General features: G+C 59.9%; 21 protein-coding genes. 10 read left to right on the top strand and 11 right to left on the bottom strand.

The features are described 5' to 3' along the window. Nucleotides 1-159 precede the first annotated feature (159 nt). Nucleotides 160-1,416, bottom strand: coding sequence for an MFS transporter (locus K6T12_RS17745; protein ID WP_255611875.1), 1,257 nt, complete (start codon nt 1,414-1,416; stop codon nt 160-162). A 596-nt stretch (nt 1,417-2,012) separates the two neighbouring features. Here K6T12_RS17745 and K6T12_RS17740 point away from each other — a divergent pair. From K6T12_RS17740 to arsJ, 3 genes are read left to right on the top strand one after another with little or no spacing between them, the layout of a single operon-like run. Then, nucleotides 2,013-2,369, top strand: coding sequence for a metalloregulator ArsR/SmtB family transcription factor (locus K6T12_RS17740; protein WP_222224228.1), 357 nt, complete (start codon nt 2,013-2,015; stop codon nt 2,367-2,369). Nucleotides 2,370-2,406: 37 nt separating this feature from the next. Next, entirely contained in the window at nt 2,407-3,411 is a 1,005-nt protein-coding gene (locus K6T12_RS17735; RefSeq protein WP_222224213.1) for an ArsJ-associated glyceraldehyde-3-phosphate dehydrogenase, read from the top strand. A gap of 5 nt (nt 3,412-3,416) precedes the next feature. Beyond that, nucleotides 3,417-4,631, top strand: a complete 1,215-nt coding sequence (gene arsJ, locus K6T12_RS17730; RefSeq protein ID WP_222224212.1) for an organoarsenical effux MFS transporter ArsJ — start codon at nt 3,417-3,419, stop codon at nt 4,629-4,631. 25 nt (nt 4,632-4,656) lie between these two features. Here arsJ and K6T12_RS17725 read toward each other — a convergent pair whose 3' ends face one another. Next, nucleotides 4,657-4,971 carry a hypothetical protein gene (locus K6T12_RS17725; protein ID WP_222224211.1) on the bottom strand — a complete coding sequence of 105 codons (315 nt, stop codon included), beginning with the start codon at nt 4,969-4,971 and terminating at the stop codon, nt 4,657-4,659. Nucleotides 4,972-5,101: 130 nt separating this feature from the next. After that, the gene (locus K6T12_RS17720; RefSeq protein ID WP_222224210.1) at nt 5,102-5,560 is read right to left on the bottom strand and encodes an Lrp/AsnC family transcriptional regulator; all 459 of its coding nucleotides are present in this window, start codon (nt 5,558-5,560) and stop codon (nt 5,102-5,104) included. 164 nt (nt 5,561-5,724) lie between these two features. On the opposite strand from K6T12_RS17720, the gene K6T12_RS17715 reads away from it, so the two are divergent. Further along, a complete protein-coding gene (locus tag K6T12_RS17715) occupies nt 5,725-6,702 on the top strand; it encodes a nucleoside recognition domain-containing protein (protein ID WP_222224209.1) in 978 nt (325 codons plus the stop codon). A 105-nt stretch (nt 6,703-6,807) separates the two neighbouring features. Here K6T12_RS17715 and K6T12_RS17710 read toward each other — a convergent pair whose 3' ends face one another. The 7 genes from K6T12_RS17710 to K6T12_RS17680 form a co-directional block, all read right to left on the bottom strand. Beyond that, nucleotides 6,808-7,815 carry an alpha/beta hydrolase family protein gene (locus tag K6T12_RS17710; protein ID WP_222224208.1) on the bottom strand — a complete coding sequence of 336 codons (1,008 nt, stop codon included), beginning with the start codon at nt 7,813-7,815 and terminating at the stop codon, nt 6,808-6,810. Nucleotides 7,816-8,084: 269 nt separating this feature from the next. After that, on the bottom strand, nt 8,085-9,332 hold the full coding sequence (locus tag K6T12_RS17705) for an AraC family transcriptional regulator (RefSeq protein ID WP_255611874.1): 1,248 nt from the start codon (nt 9,330-9,332) through the stop codon (nt 8,085-8,087). Then, nucleotides 9,283-9,756 (bottom strand): CHRD domain-containing protein, encoded by a 474-nt coding sequence (locus K6T12_RS17700; RefSeq protein ID WP_222224207.1) that lies wholly within the window; start codon nt 9,754-9,756, stop codon nt 9,283-9,285. The genes K6T12_RS17705 and K6T12_RS17700 overlap by 50 nt, the downstream gene beginning before the upstream one ends. 362 nt (nt 9,757-10,118) lie before the next feature. Beyond that, entirely contained in the window at nt 10,119-12,230 is a 2,112-nt protein-coding gene (locus K6T12_RS17695) for a sensor domain-containing protein (protein WP_222224206.1), read from the bottom strand. Between the two features lie 72 nt (nt 12,231-12,302). After that, a complete protein-coding gene (locus K6T12_RS17690; RefSeq protein ID WP_222224205.1) occupies nt 12,303-13,598 on the bottom strand; it encodes a DUF2252 family protein in 1,296 nt (431 codons plus the stop codon). Between the two features lie 66 nt (nt 13,599-13,664). Then, nucleotides 13,665-14,312 carry an HD domain-containing protein gene (locus K6T12_RS17685; protein WP_222224204.1) on the bottom strand — a complete coding sequence of 216 codons (648 nt, stop codon included), beginning with the start codon at nt 14,310-14,312 and terminating at the stop codon, nt 13,665-13,667. Further along, entirely contained in the window at nt 14,309-14,788 is a 480-nt protein-coding gene (locus tag K6T12_RS17680; protein WP_222224203.1) for a GreA/GreB family elongation factor, read from the bottom strand. The genes K6T12_RS17685 and K6T12_RS17680 overlap by 4 nt, the downstream gene beginning before the upstream one ends. 115 nt (nt 14,789-14,903) lie before the next feature. Between K6T12_RS17680 and K6T12_RS17675 the strand changes: the two genes are divergently transcribed. The 6 genes from K6T12_RS17675 (at nt 14,904) to K6T12_RS17650 (ending at nt 19,035) form a co-directional block, all read left to right on the top strand. Then, the gene (locus tag K6T12_RS17675; protein WP_222224202.1) at nt 14,904-15,383 is read left to right on the top strand and encodes a methyltransferase family protein; all 480 of its coding nucleotides are present in this window, start codon (nt 14,904-14,906) and stop codon (nt 15,381-15,383) included. A gap of 121 nt (nt 15,384-15,504) precedes the next feature. Further along, nucleotides 15,505-16,500, top strand: coding sequence for an ABC transporter substrate-binding protein (locus K6T12_RS17670; protein ID WP_222224201.1), 996 nt, complete (start codon nt 15,505-15,507; stop codon nt 16,498-16,500). A 412-nt stretch (nt 16,501-16,912) separates the two neighbouring features. Continuing rightward, on the top strand, nt 16,913-17,299 hold the full coding sequence (locus K6T12_RS17665) for a DUF488 domain-containing protein (protein WP_222224200.1): 387 nt from the start codon (nt 16,913-16,915) through the stop codon (nt 17,297-17,299). A 140-nt stretch (nt 17,300-17,439) separates the two neighbouring features. Continuing rightward, the gene (locus tag K6T12_RS17660; RefSeq protein ID WP_222224199.1) at nt 17,440-17,784 is read left to right on the top strand and encodes a 5-carboxymethyl-2-hydroxymuconate Delta-isomerase; all 345 of its coding nucleotides are present in this window, start codon (nt 17,440-17,442) and stop codon (nt 17,782-17,784) included. Nucleotides 17,785-17,821: 37 nt separating this feature from the next. Continuing rightward, nucleotides 17,822-18,325: a GNAT family N-acetyltransferase gene (locus K6T12_RS17655; protein ID WP_222224198.1), complete on the top strand. Its 504-nt coding sequence runs from the start codon at nt 17,822-17,824 to the stop codon at nt 18,323-18,325. Nucleotides 18,326-18,441: 116 nt separating this feature from the next. Continuing rightward, nucleotides 18,442-19,035: an NADPH-dependent FMN reductase gene (locus tag K6T12_RS17650; protein WP_222224197.1), complete on the top strand. Its 594-nt coding sequence runs from the start codon at nt 18,442-18,444 to the stop codon at nt 19,033-19,035. Between the two features lie 197 nt (nt 19,036-19,232). Here K6T12_RS17650 and K6T12_RS17645 read toward each other — a convergent pair. After that, nucleotides 19,233-19,434, bottom strand: a 202-nt coding sequence (locus K6T12_RS17645; RefSeq protein WP_390879097.1) for a transposase, incomplete at its 5' end; no start/stop codon positions are given.

Here is a 19,434-nt window from a genome sequence, read left to right as displayed (position 1 = left end):
CCAGATACACGCAGGAGCCATCTGAAGCGTGCGATTTCAGAGAATTGCCCGGTACTCTCGCCACCCTGGGGCAGAATCGTAAACAGCACTGAAAAAACGGGCCGACTGTAAAGTCGGCCCGTTTTTTTATGCCTTTTAGCTGAGCAGAGGTTAGATGGTTCAGGCTGCCTGGCTGCTGGATTTCGGCGGCTCTTCGTGCACCGGCTCGGCGGAGTCCTGGGCTGCCACCAGGAACTCCTCGGACGGCTGGAAAGAGCCTGCCTGCGGGACGAACTCCATCTTCTCCGGCGCCTGGCCAACGGTAACCGACTGGTACAGCGCATAGCCGGTCATCAGCATGCAGCAGATGGCGATATAGCCGAACAGCGCGCCCGGGCCGAACTGCCCCATCACGAAAGCGCCGGCCAGCGGGCCCAGGACCGCACCGCAACCGTAGCCGATCAGCAGGCCGGCTGAGGTTTGCATCCGTTTGTCGGGATCGCACCAGTCGTTGGCGTGGGCCACCGACAGCGCGTAGATCAACGACGACAGGCTGCCGAAGGCGAAGATTGCGCCGTACAGCCAAGACGCCGAGGCCTGTTGCAGGCTCAGTGCGCCCAGCAGTAGGGCGCAGCACAGGGTGCCCAGACAGACCGAGGCGATCACCTTGCGACGCTCCACATGGTCGGACAGTTTGCCGACCGGGATCTGCAGCACCAGGCCGCCGCAGATACCGGCTGCCATGAACAGCGAGATCTGGTTCACCGACAGGCCCAGATCCTGGGCGAATACCGGCCCGAGCGAGAAGAACGCGGAGCTGACCGAGCCGGCGCATGCCGCACCCCAGAAGCCGGCCGGGGCGGCTTTCAGTAGCGGCTTGATGCTCATCCCCTCCGGTGTCTCCGGTAGCGGCGCACTGGCACGGGTCAGCAGCAGTGGCACCAGTGACAGCGAGAAGAACACCGATGCCAGCGCGAACAGCTTGAAGTCCATCGGGTTGCCTAGCGGCAGCAATAACTGACCCAATCCCAATGCCATGAAGTTGATGACCATATAGAGAGCCAATATGCCGCCACGGGTGTTGTTGTCGGCCCGGGCGTTGAGCCAGCTTTCGGTGATCATGAACAAGCCGGCCAGACTGAAACCGTCGATCAGCCGCAACACCAGCCAGAATTTGGGTTCGATCCAGATTACATGCAGCAGTGGCGACATCGACAGGAAGGAGGCGAAGGCGGCAAAGGCACGGATATGGCCGGCACGTTCCACCACCACTGCACTATAACGGGCGCCGATGAACAACCCCAGGTAATAGCAGGCCATCAGCAAGCCGACCCACTCGGTAGAGAACCCTTCAAGTTTGGTGCGCAGGCCCAACAGCGTCATAAACAGGCCGTTGCCCAACAGCAACAGGCCATAGGAGAAAAACAGTGCTGTCATCGGGCGGGCTGCAGCAAACATTGTCAGATCCATCCAAAGATTGTAGCCGCGATCTAGCAAGCGCGGTGTTGGGTTAAATTGTGCTGGATTATTCGACTCCGGTTGGAGTCCAAGACAACAGAACGTTGTCACTCAGGATTTGCCGGTATTATGGAGTCCATATAGCCACCGTCAAGCCCGCGGAAGAAATTGTTTTATGTCGCTGAAGGCCGCGTGGTTAGTGGGATTGCTGCGGTTTGGAAGGAACTGCTTCGGGCTCTTATGATTGCCGTTCTAAGCAGCGGTAGGCCGTGCCGGCACGCGGGCTGGGCATGGCGCCGTTCGGAGTTGGCTGCCGGTGCGGCTTGGGTGAAGCAATCCAATAAAAACATGGTTTGTATTCAAAATAAAAAAATGCCGACTGCCGGATTAAAAAATTTTTTAATCCGGCAAATTTTTTTTTTGGTTTTTGCGTGCAGGCGCTACTGAGAAGCTGAGCATCGGCATGCAGTACATAGGTATATATGGATATTTGTATATAAGCATGTATTGTCTTATGCTTTGCGCATTACCGCTCCCCTAGCCAGGGGTAAGTGAAGAGTGTCAGCGAGGTGCATATGTTGAATGAGTGGAATCCCGTACAGGTGTTCAAGTGCCTGGCCGACGAGACCCGGCTGGCGATCTTGTTGCTCGCCAACCACGAAGCGGAGCTCTGCGTCTGTGAACTGACCGAGGCACTTCAGGTTTCCCAGCCGAAAGTGTCCCGCCATCTGGCCCAGCTGCGTAGTTGCGGTCTGCTGCAGGACCGACGCCAGGGGCAGTGGATGTTTTATCGGTTGAGTCCCGCGTTGCCGCAGTGGATCGAGTCAGTGTTGGCGCAGACTGCCGAGGCCAACCCGACGCTGCTGGAGGTGCCGTTGCAGCAGTTGGCCCGGATGGGCGGCCGGCCGGTTCGCGAAGCCGCCTGCTGCTGAGAATGTTTCTATTTATTGAAGACGGAGCGTTTTTAAAATGACCATCAAGGTAGGTATCAACGGCTTCGGCCGGATGGGGCGGCTGGCACTGCGTGCGGCTTGGGAGTGGCCGGAACTGGAGTTCGTGCAGATCAACGACCCGGCCGGTGATGCGGCGGCCTTCGCTCACCTGCTGAACTTCGATTCAGTACACGGTCACTGGCAGCACGAGGCGGAAGATGACGGGGATATGATCGTTATCGAAGGCCGGCGAATCGCCTTCAGCGCCAATAAAGCGCTGGCCGATACCGACTGGTCCGGTTGCGACCTGGTGATCGAGGCCAGCGGTAAGTTCAAGCAGGTGGCTCAGTTGAATCAATACCTTGATCAGGGCGTCAAGCGGGTACTGGTCACCGCGCCGGTCAAGGAGCAGGGCGCGCTGAATCTGGTGATGGGCGTCAACCATCAGCTGTTCGATCCGGCCGAGCACCGGATTGTCACCGCCGCCTCCTGTACGACCAACTGCCTGGCGCCGGTGATCAAGGTGATCCATGAGCAGATCGGTATCGAGCACGGCTCGATGACCACCATCCATGACATCACCAATACCCAGACCATCCTCGACGCGCCACACAAGGATCTGCGCCGGGCCCGCGCCTGCGGCATGAGCCTGATCCCGACCACCACCGGTTCGGCCAAGGCGATCACCGAGATCTTCCCCGACCTGCAGGGGCGCCTGAACGGACATGCGGTGCGGGTACCGCTGGCCAACGCCTCGCTGACCGACATGGTGTTCGAGCTGAAGCGCGATGCCACAGTGGAGGAGGTCAACCAGCTGCTGAAGGAAGCCGCCGAGGGGGAACTGAAGGGCGTGCTGGGCTACGAAGAGCGGCCGCTGGTGTCGATCGACTACCGCACTGACCCGCGCTCCTCGATCATCGATGCGCTGTCCACCATGGTGGTCAACAACCGCCAGCTGAAACTGTACGCCTGGTACGACAACGAGTGGGGCTACGTGAACCGCACCATGGAGTTGGCCAAGCTGATCATGGCGCAGGAGTAAGCCCGATGAGCCTCAGTCGTGCCGACCTGCGCCAGTACCTGCTGGTAACCGGCAACTATTGGGCGTTTACGCTGACCGACGGCGCGCTGCGGATGCTGGTGGTGCTGCACTTCCACCAGCTCGGCTACAGTCCGCTGGCGATCGCCATGCTGTTCCTGTTCTACGAGTTCTTCGGCGTGGTGACCAACCTGGTCGGTGGCTGGCTCGGTGCCCGGATCGGCTTGAACCGCACCATGAACATCGGCCTCGGCCTGCAGGTGATCGCGCTGTTGATGCTGACGGTGCCGGCAACCATGCTCAGCGTGCCCTGGGTGATGGCCGCCCAGGCGCTGTCCGGTATCGCCAAGGACCTCAACAAGATGAGCGCCAAGAGCTCGGTCAAGGCGCTGGCCCAGGCCGATGCCGAGGGACGGCTGTTCCGCTGGGTGGCGGTGTTGACCGGTTCGAAGAATACCCTCAAGGGGGTGGGCTTCTTCCTGGGCGGCGCATTGCTGAGCCTGTTCGGTTTTACCGGTGCGCTCTGGTTGATGATCGTCATGCTGGCGCTGGTGCTGACCGGCAGTCTGCTGTTGTTGCGGCAGGACCTGGGGCGTAGCAAGGCCAAACCGAAGTTCAGCGAGATGTTCTCACCCAGTGTGGCGGTCAACCGGCTGTCGGCGGCACGGTTGTTCCTGTTCGGCGCCCGAGACGTCTGGTTCGTGGTGGCGTTGCCGGTCTACCTGAGCAGTCAGTTTGGCTGGGATTTCTGGCAGGTGGGCGGTTTCCTGGCCAGCTGGGTGATCGCTTATGGCTTGGTGCAGGCCGGCGCGCCCTGGCTGACCGGCCGGCGTAGCGGTCGGGTGCCGGGGCCGGCCGAAGCGGTTGGTTGGACCGGTCTGCTGGCCCTGGTGCCGGCGCTGATCGCGCTGTTGCTGGCGCAGGCGCCGCAGCCGGTGCTGCTCGGTGGGTTGCTGCTGTTCGGGCTGCTATTTGCCATCAACTCCTCGCTGCACAGCTACCTGATCGTCAGCTACGCCAAGGAGGAGGGCACCTCGATGGATGTCGGCTTCTATTATATGGCCAATGCCGCCGGTCGATTGCTGGGTACGATGCTGTCCGGCTGGGTGTTCCAGGCCTGGGGGCTGGAGGCCTGTCTCTATGTCTCGACCCTGCTGCTGCTGACGGCGACCGGACTGACGCTGCTGCTGCCGAAGCATCACCCGGCCCGGTCGGCCGGTTGAGCGGCCGCGGGCTTGTTTAGGAGGCTCAGCGCTGCAGAATCTCGATGATCTCCAGTGAGTTCTGCATCACCCGCAGCTGGCGATCATCCAGCAGGATGGTGGCGATACCGTCCAGGCCGGCCGGCTCGATGACTTCGGCATGGTTATAGAGGCGGCGCTCGAGCACCTCGCCGACCGCCAGCTTCTTCTGCCAGCCCTGCGGTAGCGCTTCGCCACGGTCGACCTTTTTCTGCAGGCCTGGCGGTAACTGCTTGTGCTTGTTGCCGTGATGGCCCTGGTCGGCAAAGGTCGGCATTGCCAGCAGGGTGGTGGTGGCGAGTATTAACAGCTGCTTTTTCATTGCTCGGTTCCTTAACTACGGTGAGCTCCGTCGCCGTATATTCTGTGTCCGTCAGTAGCGGTCGGTATGCCAATGGCGCTCAGTCTGCGGCCGAACAACTGAATCGTCCGTGAATCTGCCTGGCAGGCTGCTAGAGCGGCAGCTCGGTAGTGAACTTGTCCCGCTTCATCGAGATCAGGGTGCGGAATTTGCGGATATTCGGTTCGGCATAGAGTACCCGTTCGACGAACTGCTGGAACGACTCCATGCTGTCGACACTGACGATCAATACGAAATCCACCTCGCCGGTGACCTGGTAGCTCTGGGTGACCTCCGGCGCCTGCTGTATCTCCCGGCTGAAACGCTGGTAGAGATCGGGCCGGTCCCGCTCCATCTCCACTTCGACGATCATGGTGATCGCCAGGCCGGCCAGTTTCGGGTTCAGGATCGCCACCTCCCGATCGATCACCCCCTGCTGGCGCAGTAATTTGACCCGCTTCAGGCAGGCGGGCGGCGACAGGCCGATTAGTTCGGCCAGGGCGACATTGGTCAGCCGGTTGTCCCGCTGCAGCAAACGCAAAATCCGGCGGTCGATATTGTCCAGTTCCATGGTTGTTAATAATCGTTTCTTATCTGTGCGTTATGGGTTCAAAGATTTCGTAAATGGATAGCAAATAGAACTATAGGTCGGTCAAGTCGGGCGACAAAGAAATTTTCGCCACTGCGGTTGCTATATTATGGCGTTCAACGGGGGACGAGTGAAAGGACGCCGATATGAAGCAATTTCTTAGTGAGTTGGGACGGGAGATCTGGCAGGTCTCCTACACGCTGTTCCGGTTGATGATCCCGGCCTTGATCGTGGTAAAAATACTCGAAGAGCTGGGGGCGGTGGCTTACCTGGGGGTGGTGCTGGGCCCGCTGATGAACTGGGTCGGCCTGCCGGAGTCGATGGGGCTGGTCTGGGCCACCACCATGGCCACCAATATCTATGCCGGCATGCTGGTGTTCTTCCAACTGCCGGAGGCGGAGTCGCTGACCGTGGCACAGATCACCGTGTTGGGCACGCTGATGCTGATGGCCCATGGCCTGCCGGTGGAGGCCCGAATCGCCCAGCAGGCCGGGGTGCGGTTGCGGGTGACCTTGGTGTTACGGATCGGCGGCGGCCTGCTGCTCGGCTGGCTGCTGCATACGCTCTATGGTGCCGGCGGCTGGCTGCAACAGGCCAATGAGCTGGCCTGGCAGCCGGCCCCGGTGGATGACAGTTGGCGCGGCTGGCTGATCAGTCAGGGGGAAAGCCTGCTGATGATCCAGCTGGTGATTATCGTGCTGTTGACCGGGCTGAAACTGCTGCGGCTGGCCGGTATCGAGCGACTGATGGCCTGGCTGTTGCGGCCGCTGCTGAAGCTGTTGGGGATTGGCCGCGAGGCCACCACTATCACCATTGTCGGGGTAACCCTGGGATTGGCGTTCGGCGGTGGCCTGTTGATCAAGGAAGCGCGCGCCGGTCATGTTTCGAAGCGCGATATCTTCGCGGCGATGGGCCTGTTGGCACTCTGTCACAGCGTCATCGAGGATACCCTGTTGGTGATGCTGCTGGGCGCCGATATCTCCGGCGTGCTCTGGCTGCGGTTGCTGTTTTCGGTGACGGTGATCGCCGTGATGACCCGATTGATCGATCGACGCTCCGACCAGTTCTGGCGCAAGCATCTGGTCAACCGGCATATCGAACCGCCGCAGCCGACGGCCGGCTAAAAGAGAGTCCGGTCGCCGCGAACTGCCTCCTGTAAAGGATCCTGTAGGAGGCCTTTTAGCGGCGACCTTTAGCGCTGATGCTGGTATCGGTAGCTGCGAAGTCGGTCAGGGCAGAGTCAGTGCGGAATTGAAAAAGCTCAGCATATCGTTGTTGAGCGTCTTATGAACCTGTACCCGGTCTATACCGGGCGGGTCGGTGCAGAGCACTGGCACGATCGATCTCATCTTGTCGCTGCAGGGTGACAGGAAGACGAAGTGATCGGCATCCGGTATCTCCGTATAGCTGACAAGCCCGGCAAGACTATCCCGCAACCGGTGGCCATGGTCCTGAACCGGCAGTTCGGAATCGTTGGCTGCTGTATAAAGCGCGACCGGTTTGTTCACCCGGGACAGACCGTCAGGATCGAAAAAGGCCGCCACCGGGCTCATCACGAATACCGCATCAATGCGGCTGTCCAACTGCGCTTTGAGTGGCGGGGACGATAGGCTGACGCTGCCTCCTCCGCTACAAAGCACACTGGTGGCGTGACCGGCGCAGTAGGATTCCAGCAGTGAAAAGTTGGGTCTGGCACCAACCATCAGCAATGCGGTATAGCCGCCGGCGGAGAAGCCGGCCACGCCGATTTTGTTCGAATCAACCGATGAGACGAACGGCCTCTTCTCAAGCAGCGAGTCCAGCAGGGCGGAGAGCTGCAAGTTCCGGCCGATCAACACCCGGTCGCTGCCGACGCCACTGTGGTCACGGAAATTATCACCGGGGTGTTCAATGGCCGCGACTATGTAGCCCTGCCTGGCGAGAAAGGCGGCACTGTCATGATGGCTGAACATGCTGCCACCACTGCCGTGGGACAGCAGTATCAGCGGATGCTTGCCCGGCTGGATGGTGGCATCCTTGGTTGCGGAAATCTTAAAGGGCCCCACATGCGTGCTGCCGGCTGATTCGTCGGTGGGGTAAAAAACGGCGGCTTTCATGGCGCTGTGCGTGACCGGGTCTGCAGTTGCCATGATTCTGACACCGGCATTGGATGTTGCGGCGTGCGCACTGGCCAGGCCGACAGAGAAACATACAAAAGCCGCCACGGTACGCAGGCTTAGGGTGATCCGTTTGAGCATTATTACCATCCTGGTCTGGTGAGTCGAGCGGCGATGGTAGCGCAGCACTGGCAATGGCCGCCATCTTTTATCGGTGCTAGGAGTTGGTGAGCTGAACTGGCCGATGACGGTGACGGTGACGGTGACGGTGACGGGAGGAGGGATTTTGCGTAAATCAGCCCCGCCCTGTACTTGCCGGCTGACAAGTACAGGGCGGGGCTTAAGAAAAATCGCCGACTGTCTGGTTTGAGGCAGCGGCTTTACCGCTAACTTTGCCAGTAATACAGCTGTTAAGCGCTGAGTTCCTTCAGCTTGATATAGGCGTTCATCTCGACATAACCGTCCTGCCGGGAGTCATTCAGGTACTGGGCGATAGGCGGGTAATTATCGGGTTCAAAACCACTGGCGGGTAACCAGTTCGCGTACAGCTCCATGTAGAAGTTGCTGACTTTGTCACCGTCGCCTTTGTAGTAAGCGACGGCGTAACTGCCGGCCGGGATGGTCTGGGTAGCGAAGGGAGCACCCACCGGCACGCTATCATCGATTTCAATCGTGGCGTCGTAGCGGCATTTATCCGTCGGCGTTACCATCGGGTTATCATGGCACAGCGCGAAGCGCTTGCTTTCATTGTTTTCTATGCCGCTCGCTTGCGCCCAGTTGATGATCTTGTCCCAGGTTTCGAAAATAGCGTCCAGGTCATAGCCCTTAGGTGATGTTAAATAGGCTACCTGCTTTGCTTCCTGTTGTTTTACTTTGACGTCCATTAGTAGTTTCTCTAATTTGTCAGGGTTGAAATTCACTGTGTCAGTGACAAATTGAGAGTACAAACTCCGGGCATCGAACGCCTTTCCGTACTTGCTATAGATTTTTCCAATCTTGCTGCTTTCGACGTTGGCAGGGTCTCGAAGCTGACTGGGGGTGATGCCGAAGTACAGCTTGAAGGCCTTGGCAAAGTTGGCGCTGGACGAAAATCCGCCCATCTCGGCGATATCGGTGACCGTCAACTCCCGCTTGCAGACCAGCCTGTTGGCGGCCAGCTCCATCCGTTTTCGGGTGATAAAGTCGTTTACCGTTTCGCCGGTGATGCCGTGGAAAATACGGTGAAAGTGAAACGGCGAAAAGTGACTTGCACTGGCTACCTCATCGAGGCTCGGTTTGGAGTCGATGTTTGCGGCTATATATTTGATGGCATTGTTGATGCGCCGAATATACTCGCCGTGAGCCTTGGTTTTTTTCATCGCTTTTTTAATCCGGGAGAATTTTTTGCAAGTTGTGCGGTTCGCTACAGAGCTTATCTTTTGCTGGGTTGGATATGCAATTTTTACCGGCACGGAAAGTGGTGGGAAAGCCGATGAGGTAGCTCGACCGGGGAGAGAGTGGTGGTCACTAAAAGCCTTGGCAGTGGGCCGCCCCGCAACGGCTGTAGCGGCGGCCCTCGGCAGATTGAGCAGACATCCCTGTCGGTCGCCGCTGATCTGGCTTTGGCTGTCAGAATTGTCCCCGAACCTCGCCAGCCGGATTGGCGAGACTGTGGACATTAATGTAGACCTCGCCCTGCTGCATGGCCTCGACCAGCTCGGCGATCGTGGCGCCGCACGACGGGTCAAGAATGCTGGCCTCGGTGAGGGTCGCCCGGATCCGCAGCCTGCCGTCGAAGCCGCTGGGCGGATTCATGCCGGCCAGGAAGGCGACCACCGGACCGTTTTCTCCCGCCGGGGCGCAGTGCAGATGGGCGCCGGCGACACCCAGAATGCCAATGCCGTCGACAATTTCCAGGTCGAAACGGATCTCGCTACGCTGCTGGTTCACATGAAAGTGGCCGCTGCCGGTGGCGGCTGTCTCCACCGGAGGTACTTCCTGAGCTCCCGATAGATCCACCCGGAAATTTACCGCCGAATCAGCCGCGGCAAAGGGGATGAGCAGGGCGAACGTCAGCAGGCTGGTCATTGTCAGTTTCTTCATATGGCCCCCGTTACAGTGGGTTGTTTTGAAAAACTATAGGTGGGCGGCAGCCGGCAGTGCCTCAGGGGGCAAGCATGCGGCCAGTAAGCCAAGCCGCCGAATCGATGACGATTTGCGCCGCTGGAAAGCCGGACGGCGGGATACTGTTGGGCCTGGTTGGCTCCGGGCGATAGACTGGCTCAGATGAGTAGTCGGATGGGTGCCGGTCAGAACTGAAAAGGCGGTCGGCGAAACGATAGGGCCAGGGAGGGTGTCGATTGCTGCGCGCCGCCCGCCCGCTGAGCGCCATGGTCTCCCGGTCTGCGGTTGGGCGGCTGGTTAGTGCTGCAAATTATTGGCAATTAAATTTTTATTCTGCCCTGTTATCGCTTTGAACCTGTCCGCAAGGGTGTGCCGGACGTCGTGCACGGCGATTGGGCAAGGTACTGCTCGAATTCCGCCTGCGGCAGCGGTCGGCTGAACAGGTAACCCTGGCCGAGCGCGCAGTGCAGATCCAGCAGCGCCTGTTGTTGATGGGGTTCCTCGATCCCCTCAGCGACTACCTGCAGATCCAGGCTCTGTGCCAATGCCAGCACCGCGGAGACCACCGCCACCGAACGTTTTTCGTTTGGCAGGCCGTCGACAAAGCTGCGGTCGATCTTCAAAACATCGAATGGCAGGTGGGTGATGTAGTTCAGCGACGAGTAGCCGGTGCCGAAGTCGTCCAGCGTGATGATAAAGCCAAGCTGTTTCAGGGCGTTGAGGATCCGACCGGCCTGTCTTACATCGGACAGCAGCAGCGCCTCGGTGACCTCCAGCTCGATCAGTTGCGGCGGGATCGGGTATCGCTGCATCAGTCGTTCCACATCGTTGAGGAAATCCCGGTGCAGCAGCTGTTTGGGGGAAATATTGACCGCCAGTTGGCAGGGCTGTTGCTGTTGATGCCATTGCTGCACGGTCCGGAACGCCTGTTCCAGTACCCAGTGGCCGACCGGGTAGATCAGATCACTGGTTTCGAGGATCTCAATGAACATCCCTGGCGGCACGATGCCCCGTTCCGGGTGGTTCCAGCGCAGCAACGCCTCGGCGCCGACCACCTGCTGGCCGGACAGTTCGACCTTGGGCTGGAAAAACAGCTCGAACTCGCTGCGCTCCAGCGCGTAGCGCAGCTGGGTCTGCAACTTGAGTTGGTCGGATACCTGGCGGTTCATATCGGCGGCATAGAAGGCGATGCTGTTCGGGCCGTTGCGCTTGGCGATGCTGAGCGCCTTGCTGGCTCGGTTCAGCAGCGCATCGGCATTGCCGGCATCGTCCGGGTACAGGCTGATACCCAGGCAGGGGGTGACGATCAGCTCATCCTCACCCAACGCCATCGGTTCCAGCAGCCGGCTTTTCAGCTGTTCACCGGTCTGGCTGACCTGCTCCGGGCTGATCCGTCGGGTGAAACTGAGCATCACCGCAAATTCGTCGCCGCCGATGCGGGCAGCCAGCGCATGGCGGATCAGCGCATTGGGCAATTCGCCGAGCAGGCGGCTCAGCCGCTGCGATACCATCTGCAGTACCATGTCGCCGCCGCTAAGGCCGTAACTTTCATTGATGCCCTTGAAGTTGTCCAGGTCGACGGTGATGACCGCCAGTGTACTGCGATGTTCGCGGCAGGCGTCGATCTCCCGGCTCAGTTGTTCGATAAATTCGAACCGGTTCGGCAGCTTGGTGATCAGGTCGTAGTGGCTAAGCTGATAAATGCTTTCCGGCAGTTCATGGTGCTGGTTTGAGAACACCGCCACATAACGGGTATCGTTGTCGGAGGAGGGCACCGCGTTGATCTGTGCCCAGCAGAGCTGTTGGTTGCCGTCCGGAGCGGGGATATAGAGTTCGCCGGACCAACCGCCGTTGGTCGGCAGTTGGGGCCAGATCGACAGTCTGCCTTCCAGGCCGATATGCCAGCCCGGCCGCCGGTGCAGCGCTTCGGATTCCTGCTGGCCGGTCATCTGCCAGTAGCGTTCATTGCCGCGCAGTAGTTGGTATTCGGCATCGAGAATGCAGATGCCTTCCGAACTGCTGCCGAACATCTGTGCCGCCAGCGCCTGGTCGCGCTCGAAGTGGTAGCGGTCGGTGATATCCACACAGATCGTCAACGCCAGCAGGCGATCGTCGATATTGATCAGCCGGCTTGAAAGCAATACCCGCAACCGATCGTCGTCGCGGCTGAAAATGGTAATCTCCTCGTCATCCAGCTGCCCTGAACTAAGCAGCTTATTGCGCAACTGATGGGCGGTGCTCTTGTCGGCGCGCAGCAGTAGCTCGGCGGTGGTGCGACCGATCACCTCGTCGCGACCATAGCCGGTTTTCTGTTCGAAGGCCGGATTGATATCCAGCAGTTGGCCGGTTATCGCATCGGTCAGCGCGATGGAGTAGGGCGCTGCTTCGAAAAACTTGCGGAAAAGCTCGGCCTGCTGCTCGGTGTTGGTCAATTCGGTCAGAAAACTCGGCATAGGGTCGGCCTTAATCCTTTCCAGCTACGCTAGCTGCTTTTACTACGGAAATTAACGTTATCACAGCCAGTATTACGGTGTTTCGCAAGTTTCAGCGGAGGCTGCCGGCACACAGGCAAACTGTCGTTTGAAAACCTGCCAGTCCAGTTCGCAGCAGCGGGCATAGTTCAATGCGACCGCCCGCAACAGGCGTAGAAACGCCTTGCGCTCCGGTTGCACCTGGTCGTGGACGAAGTCGATAAAACCGCTGCCCGGTTCCTGTACCTGCTGTGAGCCGCGGGCATGCTCCCGACCGAGAATCTCGCCCCAGATCGCCGCCATTTCCAGGTACTGGTCGCTGGTCAGGCGGTCGGTCGGGAAGTCTTTCTTGAACGGCGAACGCTCGCGCACCGAGTACTGGGCGCCGTCCAGTTCCAGCCAGCCGAGCCAGCTGTCCGGATGCTCGGCGATCGCCTGGTAGGCCTGGGCATGGCGCCGTCCCTCGTGGCTGAAGGTCTCCCGGTACCAATCACGCTCCAACGCCGGCATCGCCGCGACCGGTGCCGGTTCATGCTGCTGCTTGATGTCGAGGATCAGGTTGTCGTCCGGCTGCGGGCCGGCGATCAATGCGTAATAGCGATGGCTGCCCAGTGAGCCGGTGCCGGCCTGGGTGCGGCGGGCGATATCCAGAACTTTTGCCGGTTCCGCCGGCGGTTCGGCGCGGGTGGACTGGTAGTGGCCGATCGCCTCGATCAAGGCTTGGCGGGTGTCGCTGTCGACTGCCTCCAGCTTGGCGTGCTGCAGGTTGAAGCGGCAGAGGCCCGGCTCGGTCCATTTGCCGAGCATCCGGCGGCGACTGCTTTTGCGGTGCACCCGCTCCAGGAACTGGCGGATCGGTTTCGGCGCATGCTCCAACCGGACAGCCGGCTGGGCTTCGCTGGAACCGGCCACTGCCAGCAGGTAGTGCTTGCCGAGCTGCTTGACCGCCCGGTCCGCCAGTTCCTCGCTGAAGTAACTGCGCTCTTTCAGGTCCAGCACCAGGCTGGCCGCCAGTCGCCAGAGGTCGAACTGGTAGTCGGCCACCACCGCATCGTCGAAGTCGTCCATGCCGTAGTAGATCCGGTCCTGATGGTCATGCAGGGCGCCGAAGTTGTAGAGGTGGGCATCGCCCTGCAGCCAGATCTGGCTCTGCGGCCGGCCGCCGAACAGCGAGATGCGCCAGTCACGTGACATATCGTGCCAGAACAGGTGGCTGGTGCCGCGGAAGAAAATAAAGGCTGAGCTGGCCATCTTTTCGAACTTCTGCCGGCGGGCCTCGTCCGGCAGGTGTGCATTGGCCCGTGCGATCTGGTCGCACAACTGACGGGCGCGGGTATGCAGAACCTTCATCAAATACTCCTTGTTCCTTCTGCCAAGGTAATAGTCTGGCTTCGTCCTGACAAGCCCAAATAGCGACTACCCCCGGGGCGGGAGTTCAGATGCCAGCTGGTCCAGGAACTGGCGCATGAACGGCAGCCGTCGGCTCGCTTCCCGCCGTGCGGCCCCGGTATGCAGGCCGTCGGCCAGCTGCAGCAACTTGCGGTAGAAGTGATCGATACTGAACTGCCGGTCGTCAGGTGCGCGTCGATGGCAGAACGGATCCGTCGTGTTGTACAGCGGTCGCTGCAGGGCGCCGCCGACCAGCAGGCAGCGGGCCACGCCGATGGCACCGAGCGCATCGAGCCGGTCCGCGTCCTGGACAATTTTCGCCTCCAGCGTGCGCGCTTCGATGCCGGCGCTGAAACTGTGCGCTTCGATCGCATGGCCGATGGCCGGCAGGTGTTCGGCCGGGTAGCCCAGCTCAGTCAGAAACCGACCGGCTTCTGCGGCGGCCAGCCGGGAGGCCTGCTGCCGGTTGGCGGCATCTTTCGGCAGGGTGACACAGTCGTGCAGCCAGGCGGCCGGCAGCACCACGGCCAGGTCGGCGCCTTCCTGCTCTGCCAGTTGGCGGGCGCTGTGCACCACCCGCTCGACATGGGCCAGGTCGTGGGCCGGGTCAGTGCCGAGCCGGCCGTTCAGATACTGGCGGCAGGCGCTCGCCAGGCTAACGAGTGGATCGCTCATTGCAGGTCCGTTATCTCGGCCAACAGCTCTTGACCGGCACGGCGCAGCCGCACTTCGTCGCCCAGCTGTTTGCCGATCAGTTCCGTACCGATCGGCGATTCCGGCGTGACCAGACGGACCGGCTGGCCATCGAGCTGCAGTTGCATACCGCCAGCCAGCGGGCCGATCAGGTAAAGGCTTTGCCGCTCGTCGTCCTCGACCTGTACCAGCGCACCGATGCCGATCGCCATCTGCGGGCTGAACTCAGGTAGCGGCAGTTGCCGGTAGCAGGCAAGCGCCTGTTGCAGGGCTTCTACCCGCATCGACTGGCCATGCGCCAGGTAGGCGTTTTCCAGCCCCAGGGTGTCGTACTGGGTTTCCGCCTGGCTCTCGCTGTGGGTCGCGTTCTGGTGCGCTTCGTCTGCGGCCTGCAGGGCTTCCTGCAGCTGCCGTTCGAGCTGGTCGAGGATCTGGGCGATCAGGGCCTGTTTATCCATTGTGTTTTCGGCTGGCTATCAGCATCATCGTTCTGAAACGCGCAGTGTACACCAGTTGTCGTCCGCCGCCCCGGTGGCCTGTGCGTTGTTGGTCAGGACCACAGGGAGCAAACCGATGAAGTGGCAGCAATCTGTTGAACGGCTTGAACTGAAAGTACCGCCGGTAGTGGTTGGCGGGATCGTGGCGCTGTTGATGTGGGGCGCGGCGCGACTATGGCCGTCGTTGACGCTGCCATTGCCACCGATGTTCGGCTGGGGAGTTGGTTGTGGCGTTCTGGGCGTATTGGTGGCGCTGGCCGGTGTGTTGTCGTTCCGCCGTGCTCACACCACCGTTAATCCGATGCAGCCCGGTGATGCCAGTTCGCTGGTGGTCAGCGGTATCTACCGATTCAGCCGTAACCCGATGTACCTCGGTATGGCGCTGGTGTTGCTGGGTTGGGCGTTCCACCTGGCACATCCGGTGAGTCTGGCGATGCTGGCGCTGTTCGTCGGCTATATGAACCGCTTCCAGATCGTGCCGGAAGAACGGGCGATGCAGCAACTGTTCGGCGAACAGTTCGATCTGTACCGGCGCCGGGTGCGCCGCTGGCTCTGAGTGAACCCGGAGATTTTGTTGGGTGAAATGGCGGGGTGGCACTGGTATTGTGCCCCTGTGCCGGCCGAATCGCCTCGGTTGGCCGCCAACATTGATACTCACGACCTCCAGGAGATGGACCATGCGTAGTGGCCCGATCAAGACGCTGGCCGCAGCCGGACTGCTGTTCAGTGCTTTCACCCCGAATGCCCAGGCGGCCTGCGAATTGGATCGCCCGATCAGAATCGCCGGCATGAGCTGGCTGTCCAACCAGATCACCGTCAATATCCAGCAGCAGATTCTGGAGAAAGGCTACCAGTGCCGCACCGAACAGGTGGTGGGCGGAACTCTGCCGATGATCACCGCTACCATCCGCGGCGATGTGGATGTGATGAACGAGATCTGGCCGAACAGCGTGGCCGAAGCCTGGAAGCGCGCCAAGGAGCAGGGCAAGGTCAAGGACCTGGCCAGCATCTACTCCGGCGGAGTCGAGGGCTGGTTTATCCCGAGCTACGTGGCCGAGGCCAATCCCGACCTGAAATCGGTCTACGATCTGGCCAAGTACAAGGAGCTGTTCCGCGATGCCGAAGAGCCCGGCAAGGGCCGATTCTACACCTGTCCGGCCGGCTGGTCCTGCGAGGTGGCCAACCAGAACCTGATGAAGGCGTTCGAGCTGGAGAGTGACTACGTGCTGTTCTCGGCCGGCAGTGGCGCGGCGCTGGAAGCGGCGATCATCTCCGAATACAAACGCCAGCGGCCGGTGCTGTTCTATTATTGGGGGCCGTCACCGCTGCTGGGACGCTACCAATTCACCCAGTTACAGATGCCCGCCTACGACCCGAAAGGGCATGAGTGCAATATCAGCGCCGACTGCGAACAACCGGCGGCCAGTGGATTCCCGGTCTCCGATATTATCAACGGGGCCAACAGCGAATTCGTCGAGCAGGCACCGCAGCTGACCCGCTTCTTCTCTGCCTTTAATATCCCCACCGAGAAGTTCAACGGCGTGCTGGGTTGGGCAGCGGAAAACGAGGCGGAACCGGATCAGGCCGCCAGCCATTTCCTGAAGACCCGTGCCGATCTCTGGCGGCAGTGGGTGCCGGCCGACGTGGCGGAACGTATCCAGCAGCAGCTGTAAGGCTGCTATCTAGAGCCGGCAACTGCCGTAATACTGTTCGGTTAAGTGGCTGGAACAGTGTGACTGTAGGGTTGATTCCGGCCGGGCCGGTTCAGTCGACCAGGAGCCCGCAGGGCTCCACAACCGCCTGCGGCGGTGGCGCACTGAAGTACGCCCTACCAGACCACGTCATTCCCGATAGGGGCCTTGCTCAAATAGCAAGGGCACGTTGCCTTAAGTGAACAGCTATACGGCAACAGTGGGCTCTTGTCGTCTGGATGGTTGCAAAACAGATTACTCATCAAGTGCCGTGAACGGGCCCTGCCATAGGTATTCGGTCTGGGGAAATACCTGAAAAAACACTGAAGTACGATTTGTAATGCGTTGATGGCGATACGGTTAATCGGCTGGTCAGCTGGAGGATAAGTGAATTATGGCTATTCAGGTGGTGCGTCTGGGAACGGAGCGAAGTAAAGATGAGGGCCTGCGTCTGGGCACCGTTCGTCGCCCGCCGCGCGGCGTCAAGAAGAGCGATTATGCGTTGCAAAACTGGTACGACGTCTGGTTGCCGATTTTGTCTCCCTCGCCGGAGCTGATGAAACTGGCGCAGAGTGCTGAAACCGACAAGGAGTGGGCTGCCTTCGTAAAGAAATTTCGCAAGGAGCTCTCCGCACCCGATGCCAGTAGAACACTGGATCTACTGGCAGCCTTCTCAAAGGACAGCAACTTTTCCATCGGCTGTTATTGTGAAGACGAGGCGCATTGTCACCGCTCGGTATTGCGTATTTTATTGGCTGAACGTGGTGCAAGCATAAAGTGATCGTGCAGATGCATTGCTGCGTGTTCATACTGCACTTGCACGATCAACTGGAAGGTTCTATCCCACCCTTTTCTCTGTAAAAATAACCGGGTATGGCCCGGTTCTCTGCTGGAGCCAAAACTGTCCATAGGAGTGCCCCGGTGCCGCATTGCATTATCGAGTATTCGAAAACCCTGGAAGCCCGTTTAACGCCGTCGGCGTTGATCGAGGCGGTGCATCATGGGGCGCTGAAGTCCGAACTGTTCGAGGGCGCGGATATCAAAACCCGGGCTGTAGCCTACGAACATTACCGGACCGGTGCCGGAACGCTGGATTTTGTCCATATAACGGCCCGAATTCTGTCCGGCCGTAACCAGCAGCAGAAAGCGGCGCTGTCGGACCGGGTGCTGGCGGAACTCAAGGCTATAGTGTCAGTACCGGCTTCGCTGACCGTCGAGGTCTGTGATATCGACCGGGTGAGCTACGCCAAGTCGGTAACTGGATAGGCTGTTCATTGCTTCTAGCCCGGGGGGACCGTAAACGATGCTGATCCGAGCCGAGCAAAGCGCTGATCAGGGCGCCATCGAGTCGATCTTGCTGAGTGCGTTCGATGGCCCGGCCGAAGCTCGATTGGTCGCCGCATTGCGGCAGCAGGTCGGGCCGCTGGTCTCGCTGGTGGCGGAGCAGGAAGGGGTAGCGGTCGGCCATATCCTGTTCTCGCCGGTGACTCTGCCGGGACGACCCAGCCTCAAGCTGATGGGGCTGGCGCCGATGGCGGTAACGCCGGACCGGCAACGCAAGGGCATCGGCTCGGCACTGGTGCGGGCCGGCCTCGAGTGCTGTGCCGAATTGGGCGTGGGGGCGGTGGCGGTGCTTGGACATGCCGGCTACTATCCGCGCTTCGGCTTCGTGCCGGCCTCCCAGTTCGGTATCGGCTGCGAATACCCGGTGCCGGATGAAGTTTTTATGGCGCTGGAGTTGCAGCCCGGTTATCTGAGCGAAGCTGCCGGTACTGTGCGCTACGCAGCGCCTTTTACGGCGTTGTAGAGCGAGTGGTTCAGGGCCTGAACCCGATTCAAGACAGCGCTTGAACTACACTGTGCTTAACCTTTTCTCAGGCCGCTGCCAGCCAGTACGCCTGATAATGAACAGGAGGCGAGTGTATGGCTATCAAGATCGTGACTATTTGCGGCAGCGTGCGTCCCGGCAACTACACGGCCATGGCGCTGAACATCGCGCTGGATGAGCTGGCCAAATTCCCGGATGTTGAAGTGACGCCGATCTATCTGGAAAAGCTCGATCTCCCGCTACCTGGGCTGGCCGCTCAAAACCCGGACGCCATAGAGGAGTTCCAGCGGACGGTGAAGGAGGCGACAGGGGTATTGCTGGCCTCGCCCGAATATCATGGCGGCATCAGCAGTCCGATGAAGCTGGCGATCGACAACCTGGGATTTCCAAGCATGTTGGCTGACAAGCCCATATCGCTGCTTGGTGTCGCGGCCGGCGTGATCGGTGCAATCAAGTCCACGGAACAACTGCGCGCCATCTGCTCCCATGTCGGTGCGATCCCGTTACCGATGGTGGTATCGGTTGCCAAGGTGCACCAGGTGTTCGATGCCGACGGTCACTGCCAGGATGCGGACATGGAAAACCTGATCCGCCGTTCAGCCAGTAATCTGGTCGGGTACATCAAGGATACGGTGTGCGCGAAAATCAGCCTGGAGGAGGTGCTGCGAGAGCAGGGCGAGCGTCATTAGATCTTGCAGCCTGGTCGATGCAAGCTGTGAGATCGGTTGCCTCAACGTATTTCCGGTGTCATGTTGAGGCAGCCATATTCGATCTTCGGTCTGGGCAGTATCTAGCTATTATGCGCGAATCGTCAGAGTCGCGTTCTCCAATAAGGGGTTATTAAGTAAAAGCGCGAATTCAACTCCGAAGTGCAACACTCCCCGTTTCAAGCAGCTCTCAGATAGTCATCAAATACCTTCTGAGGCTGCTTGTAGCCAAGACATTTTCTTGGCCTCAAATTGAGGCGTTGTTGTGCCAGCGCGATTTGCTCATCCGTGACCAACCTCAGATCGGTCCCTTTGGGGATATACTGGCGTAACAACCCATTGAAGTTCTCGTTCAGGCCTCTCTCCCAGGCGGCGTAGGCG

It is taken from the genome of Marinobacterium arenosum (genome assembly GCF_019795155.1).
In the GTDB taxonomy this organism is placed as follows: Bacteria; Pseudomonadota; Gammaproteobacteria; order Pseudomonadales; family Balneatricaceae; genus Marinobacterium_C; species Marinobacterium_C arenosum.
This window is presented reverse-complemented; position numbering and strand designations above follow the sequence as displayed.

Bases quoted from the DNA above. Each gene is read 5' to 3' on its own strand.
- K6T12_RS17720 (WP_222224210.1), bottom strand. From the start codon at position 5,560: ATGGAACTGGACAATATCGACCGCCGGATTTTGCGTTTGCTGCAGCGG.
- K6T12_RS17665 (WP_222224200.1), top strand. From the start codon at position 16,913: ATGGCTATTCAGGTGGTGCGTCTGGGAACGGAGCGAAGTAAAGATGAG.
- K6T12_RS17700 (WP_222224207.1), bottom strand. From the start codon at position 9,756: ATGAAGAAACTGACAATGACCAGCCTGCTGACGTTCGCCCTGCTCATC.
- K6T12_RS17740 (WP_222224228.1), top strand. From the start codon at position 2,013: ATGTTGAATGAGTGGAATCCCGTACAGGTGTTCAAGTGCCTGGCCGAC.
- K6T12_RS17735 (WP_222224213.1), top strand. From the start codon at position 2,407: ATGACCATCAAGGTAGGTATCAACGGCTTCGGCCGGATGGGGCGGCTG.
- K6T12_RS17690 (WP_222224205.1), bottom strand. From the start codon at position 13,598: ATGAAGGTTCTGCATACCCGCGCCCGTCAGTTGTGCGACCAGATCGCA.
- K6T12_RS17695 (WP_222224206.1), bottom strand. From the start codon at position 12,230: ATGCCGAGTTTTCTGACCGAATTGACCAACACCGAGCAGCAGGCCGAG.
- K6T12_RS17685 (WP_222224204.1), bottom strand. From the start codon at position 14,312: ATGAGCGATCCACTCGTTAGCCTGGCGAGCGCCTGCCGCCAGTATCTG.
- K6T12_RS17680 (WP_222224203.1), bottom strand. From the start codon at position 14,788: ATGGATAAACAGGCCCTGATCGCCCAGATCCTCGACCAGCTCGAACGG.
- K6T12_RS17715 (WP_222224209.1), top strand. From the start codon at position 5,725: ATGAAGCAATTTCTTAGTGAGTTGGGACGGGAGATCTGGCAGGTCTCC.
- K6T12_RS17650 (WP_222224197.1), top strand. From the start codon at position 18,442: ATGGCTATCAAGATCGTGACTATTTGCGGCAGCGTGCGTCCCGGCAAC.
- K6T12_RS17705 (WP_255611874.1), bottom strand. From the start codon at position 9,332: ATGTCCACAGTCTCGCCAATCCGGCTGGCGAGGTTCGGGGACAATTCT.
- K6T12_RS17655 (WP_222224198.1), top strand. From the start codon at position 17,822: ATGCTGATCCGAGCCGAGCAAAGCGCTGATCAGGGCGCCATCGAGTCG.
- arsJ (WP_222224212.1), top strand. From the start codon at position 3,417: ATGAGCCTCAGTCGTGCCGACCTGCGCCAGTACCTGCTGGTAACCGGC.
- K6T12_RS17725 (WP_222224211.1), bottom strand. From the start codon at position 4,971: ATGAAAAAGCAGCTGTTAATACTCGCCACCACCACCCTGCTGGCAATG.
- K6T12_RS17675 (WP_222224202.1), top strand. From the start codon at position 14,904: ATGAAGTGGCAGCAATCTGTTGAACGGCTTGAACTGAAAGTACCGCCG.
- K6T12_RS17745 (WP_255611875.1), bottom strand. From the start codon at position 1,416: ATGACAGCACTGTTTTTCTCCTATGGCCTGTTGCTGTTGGGCAACGGC.
- K6T12_RS17670 (WP_222224201.1), top strand. From the start codon at position 15,505: ATGCGTAGTGGCCCGATCAAGACGCTGGCCGCAGCCGGACTGCTGTTC.
- K6T12_RS17710 (WP_222224208.1), bottom strand. From the start codon at position 7,815: ATGCTCAAACGGATCACCCTAAGCCTGCGTACCGTGGCGGCTTTTGTA.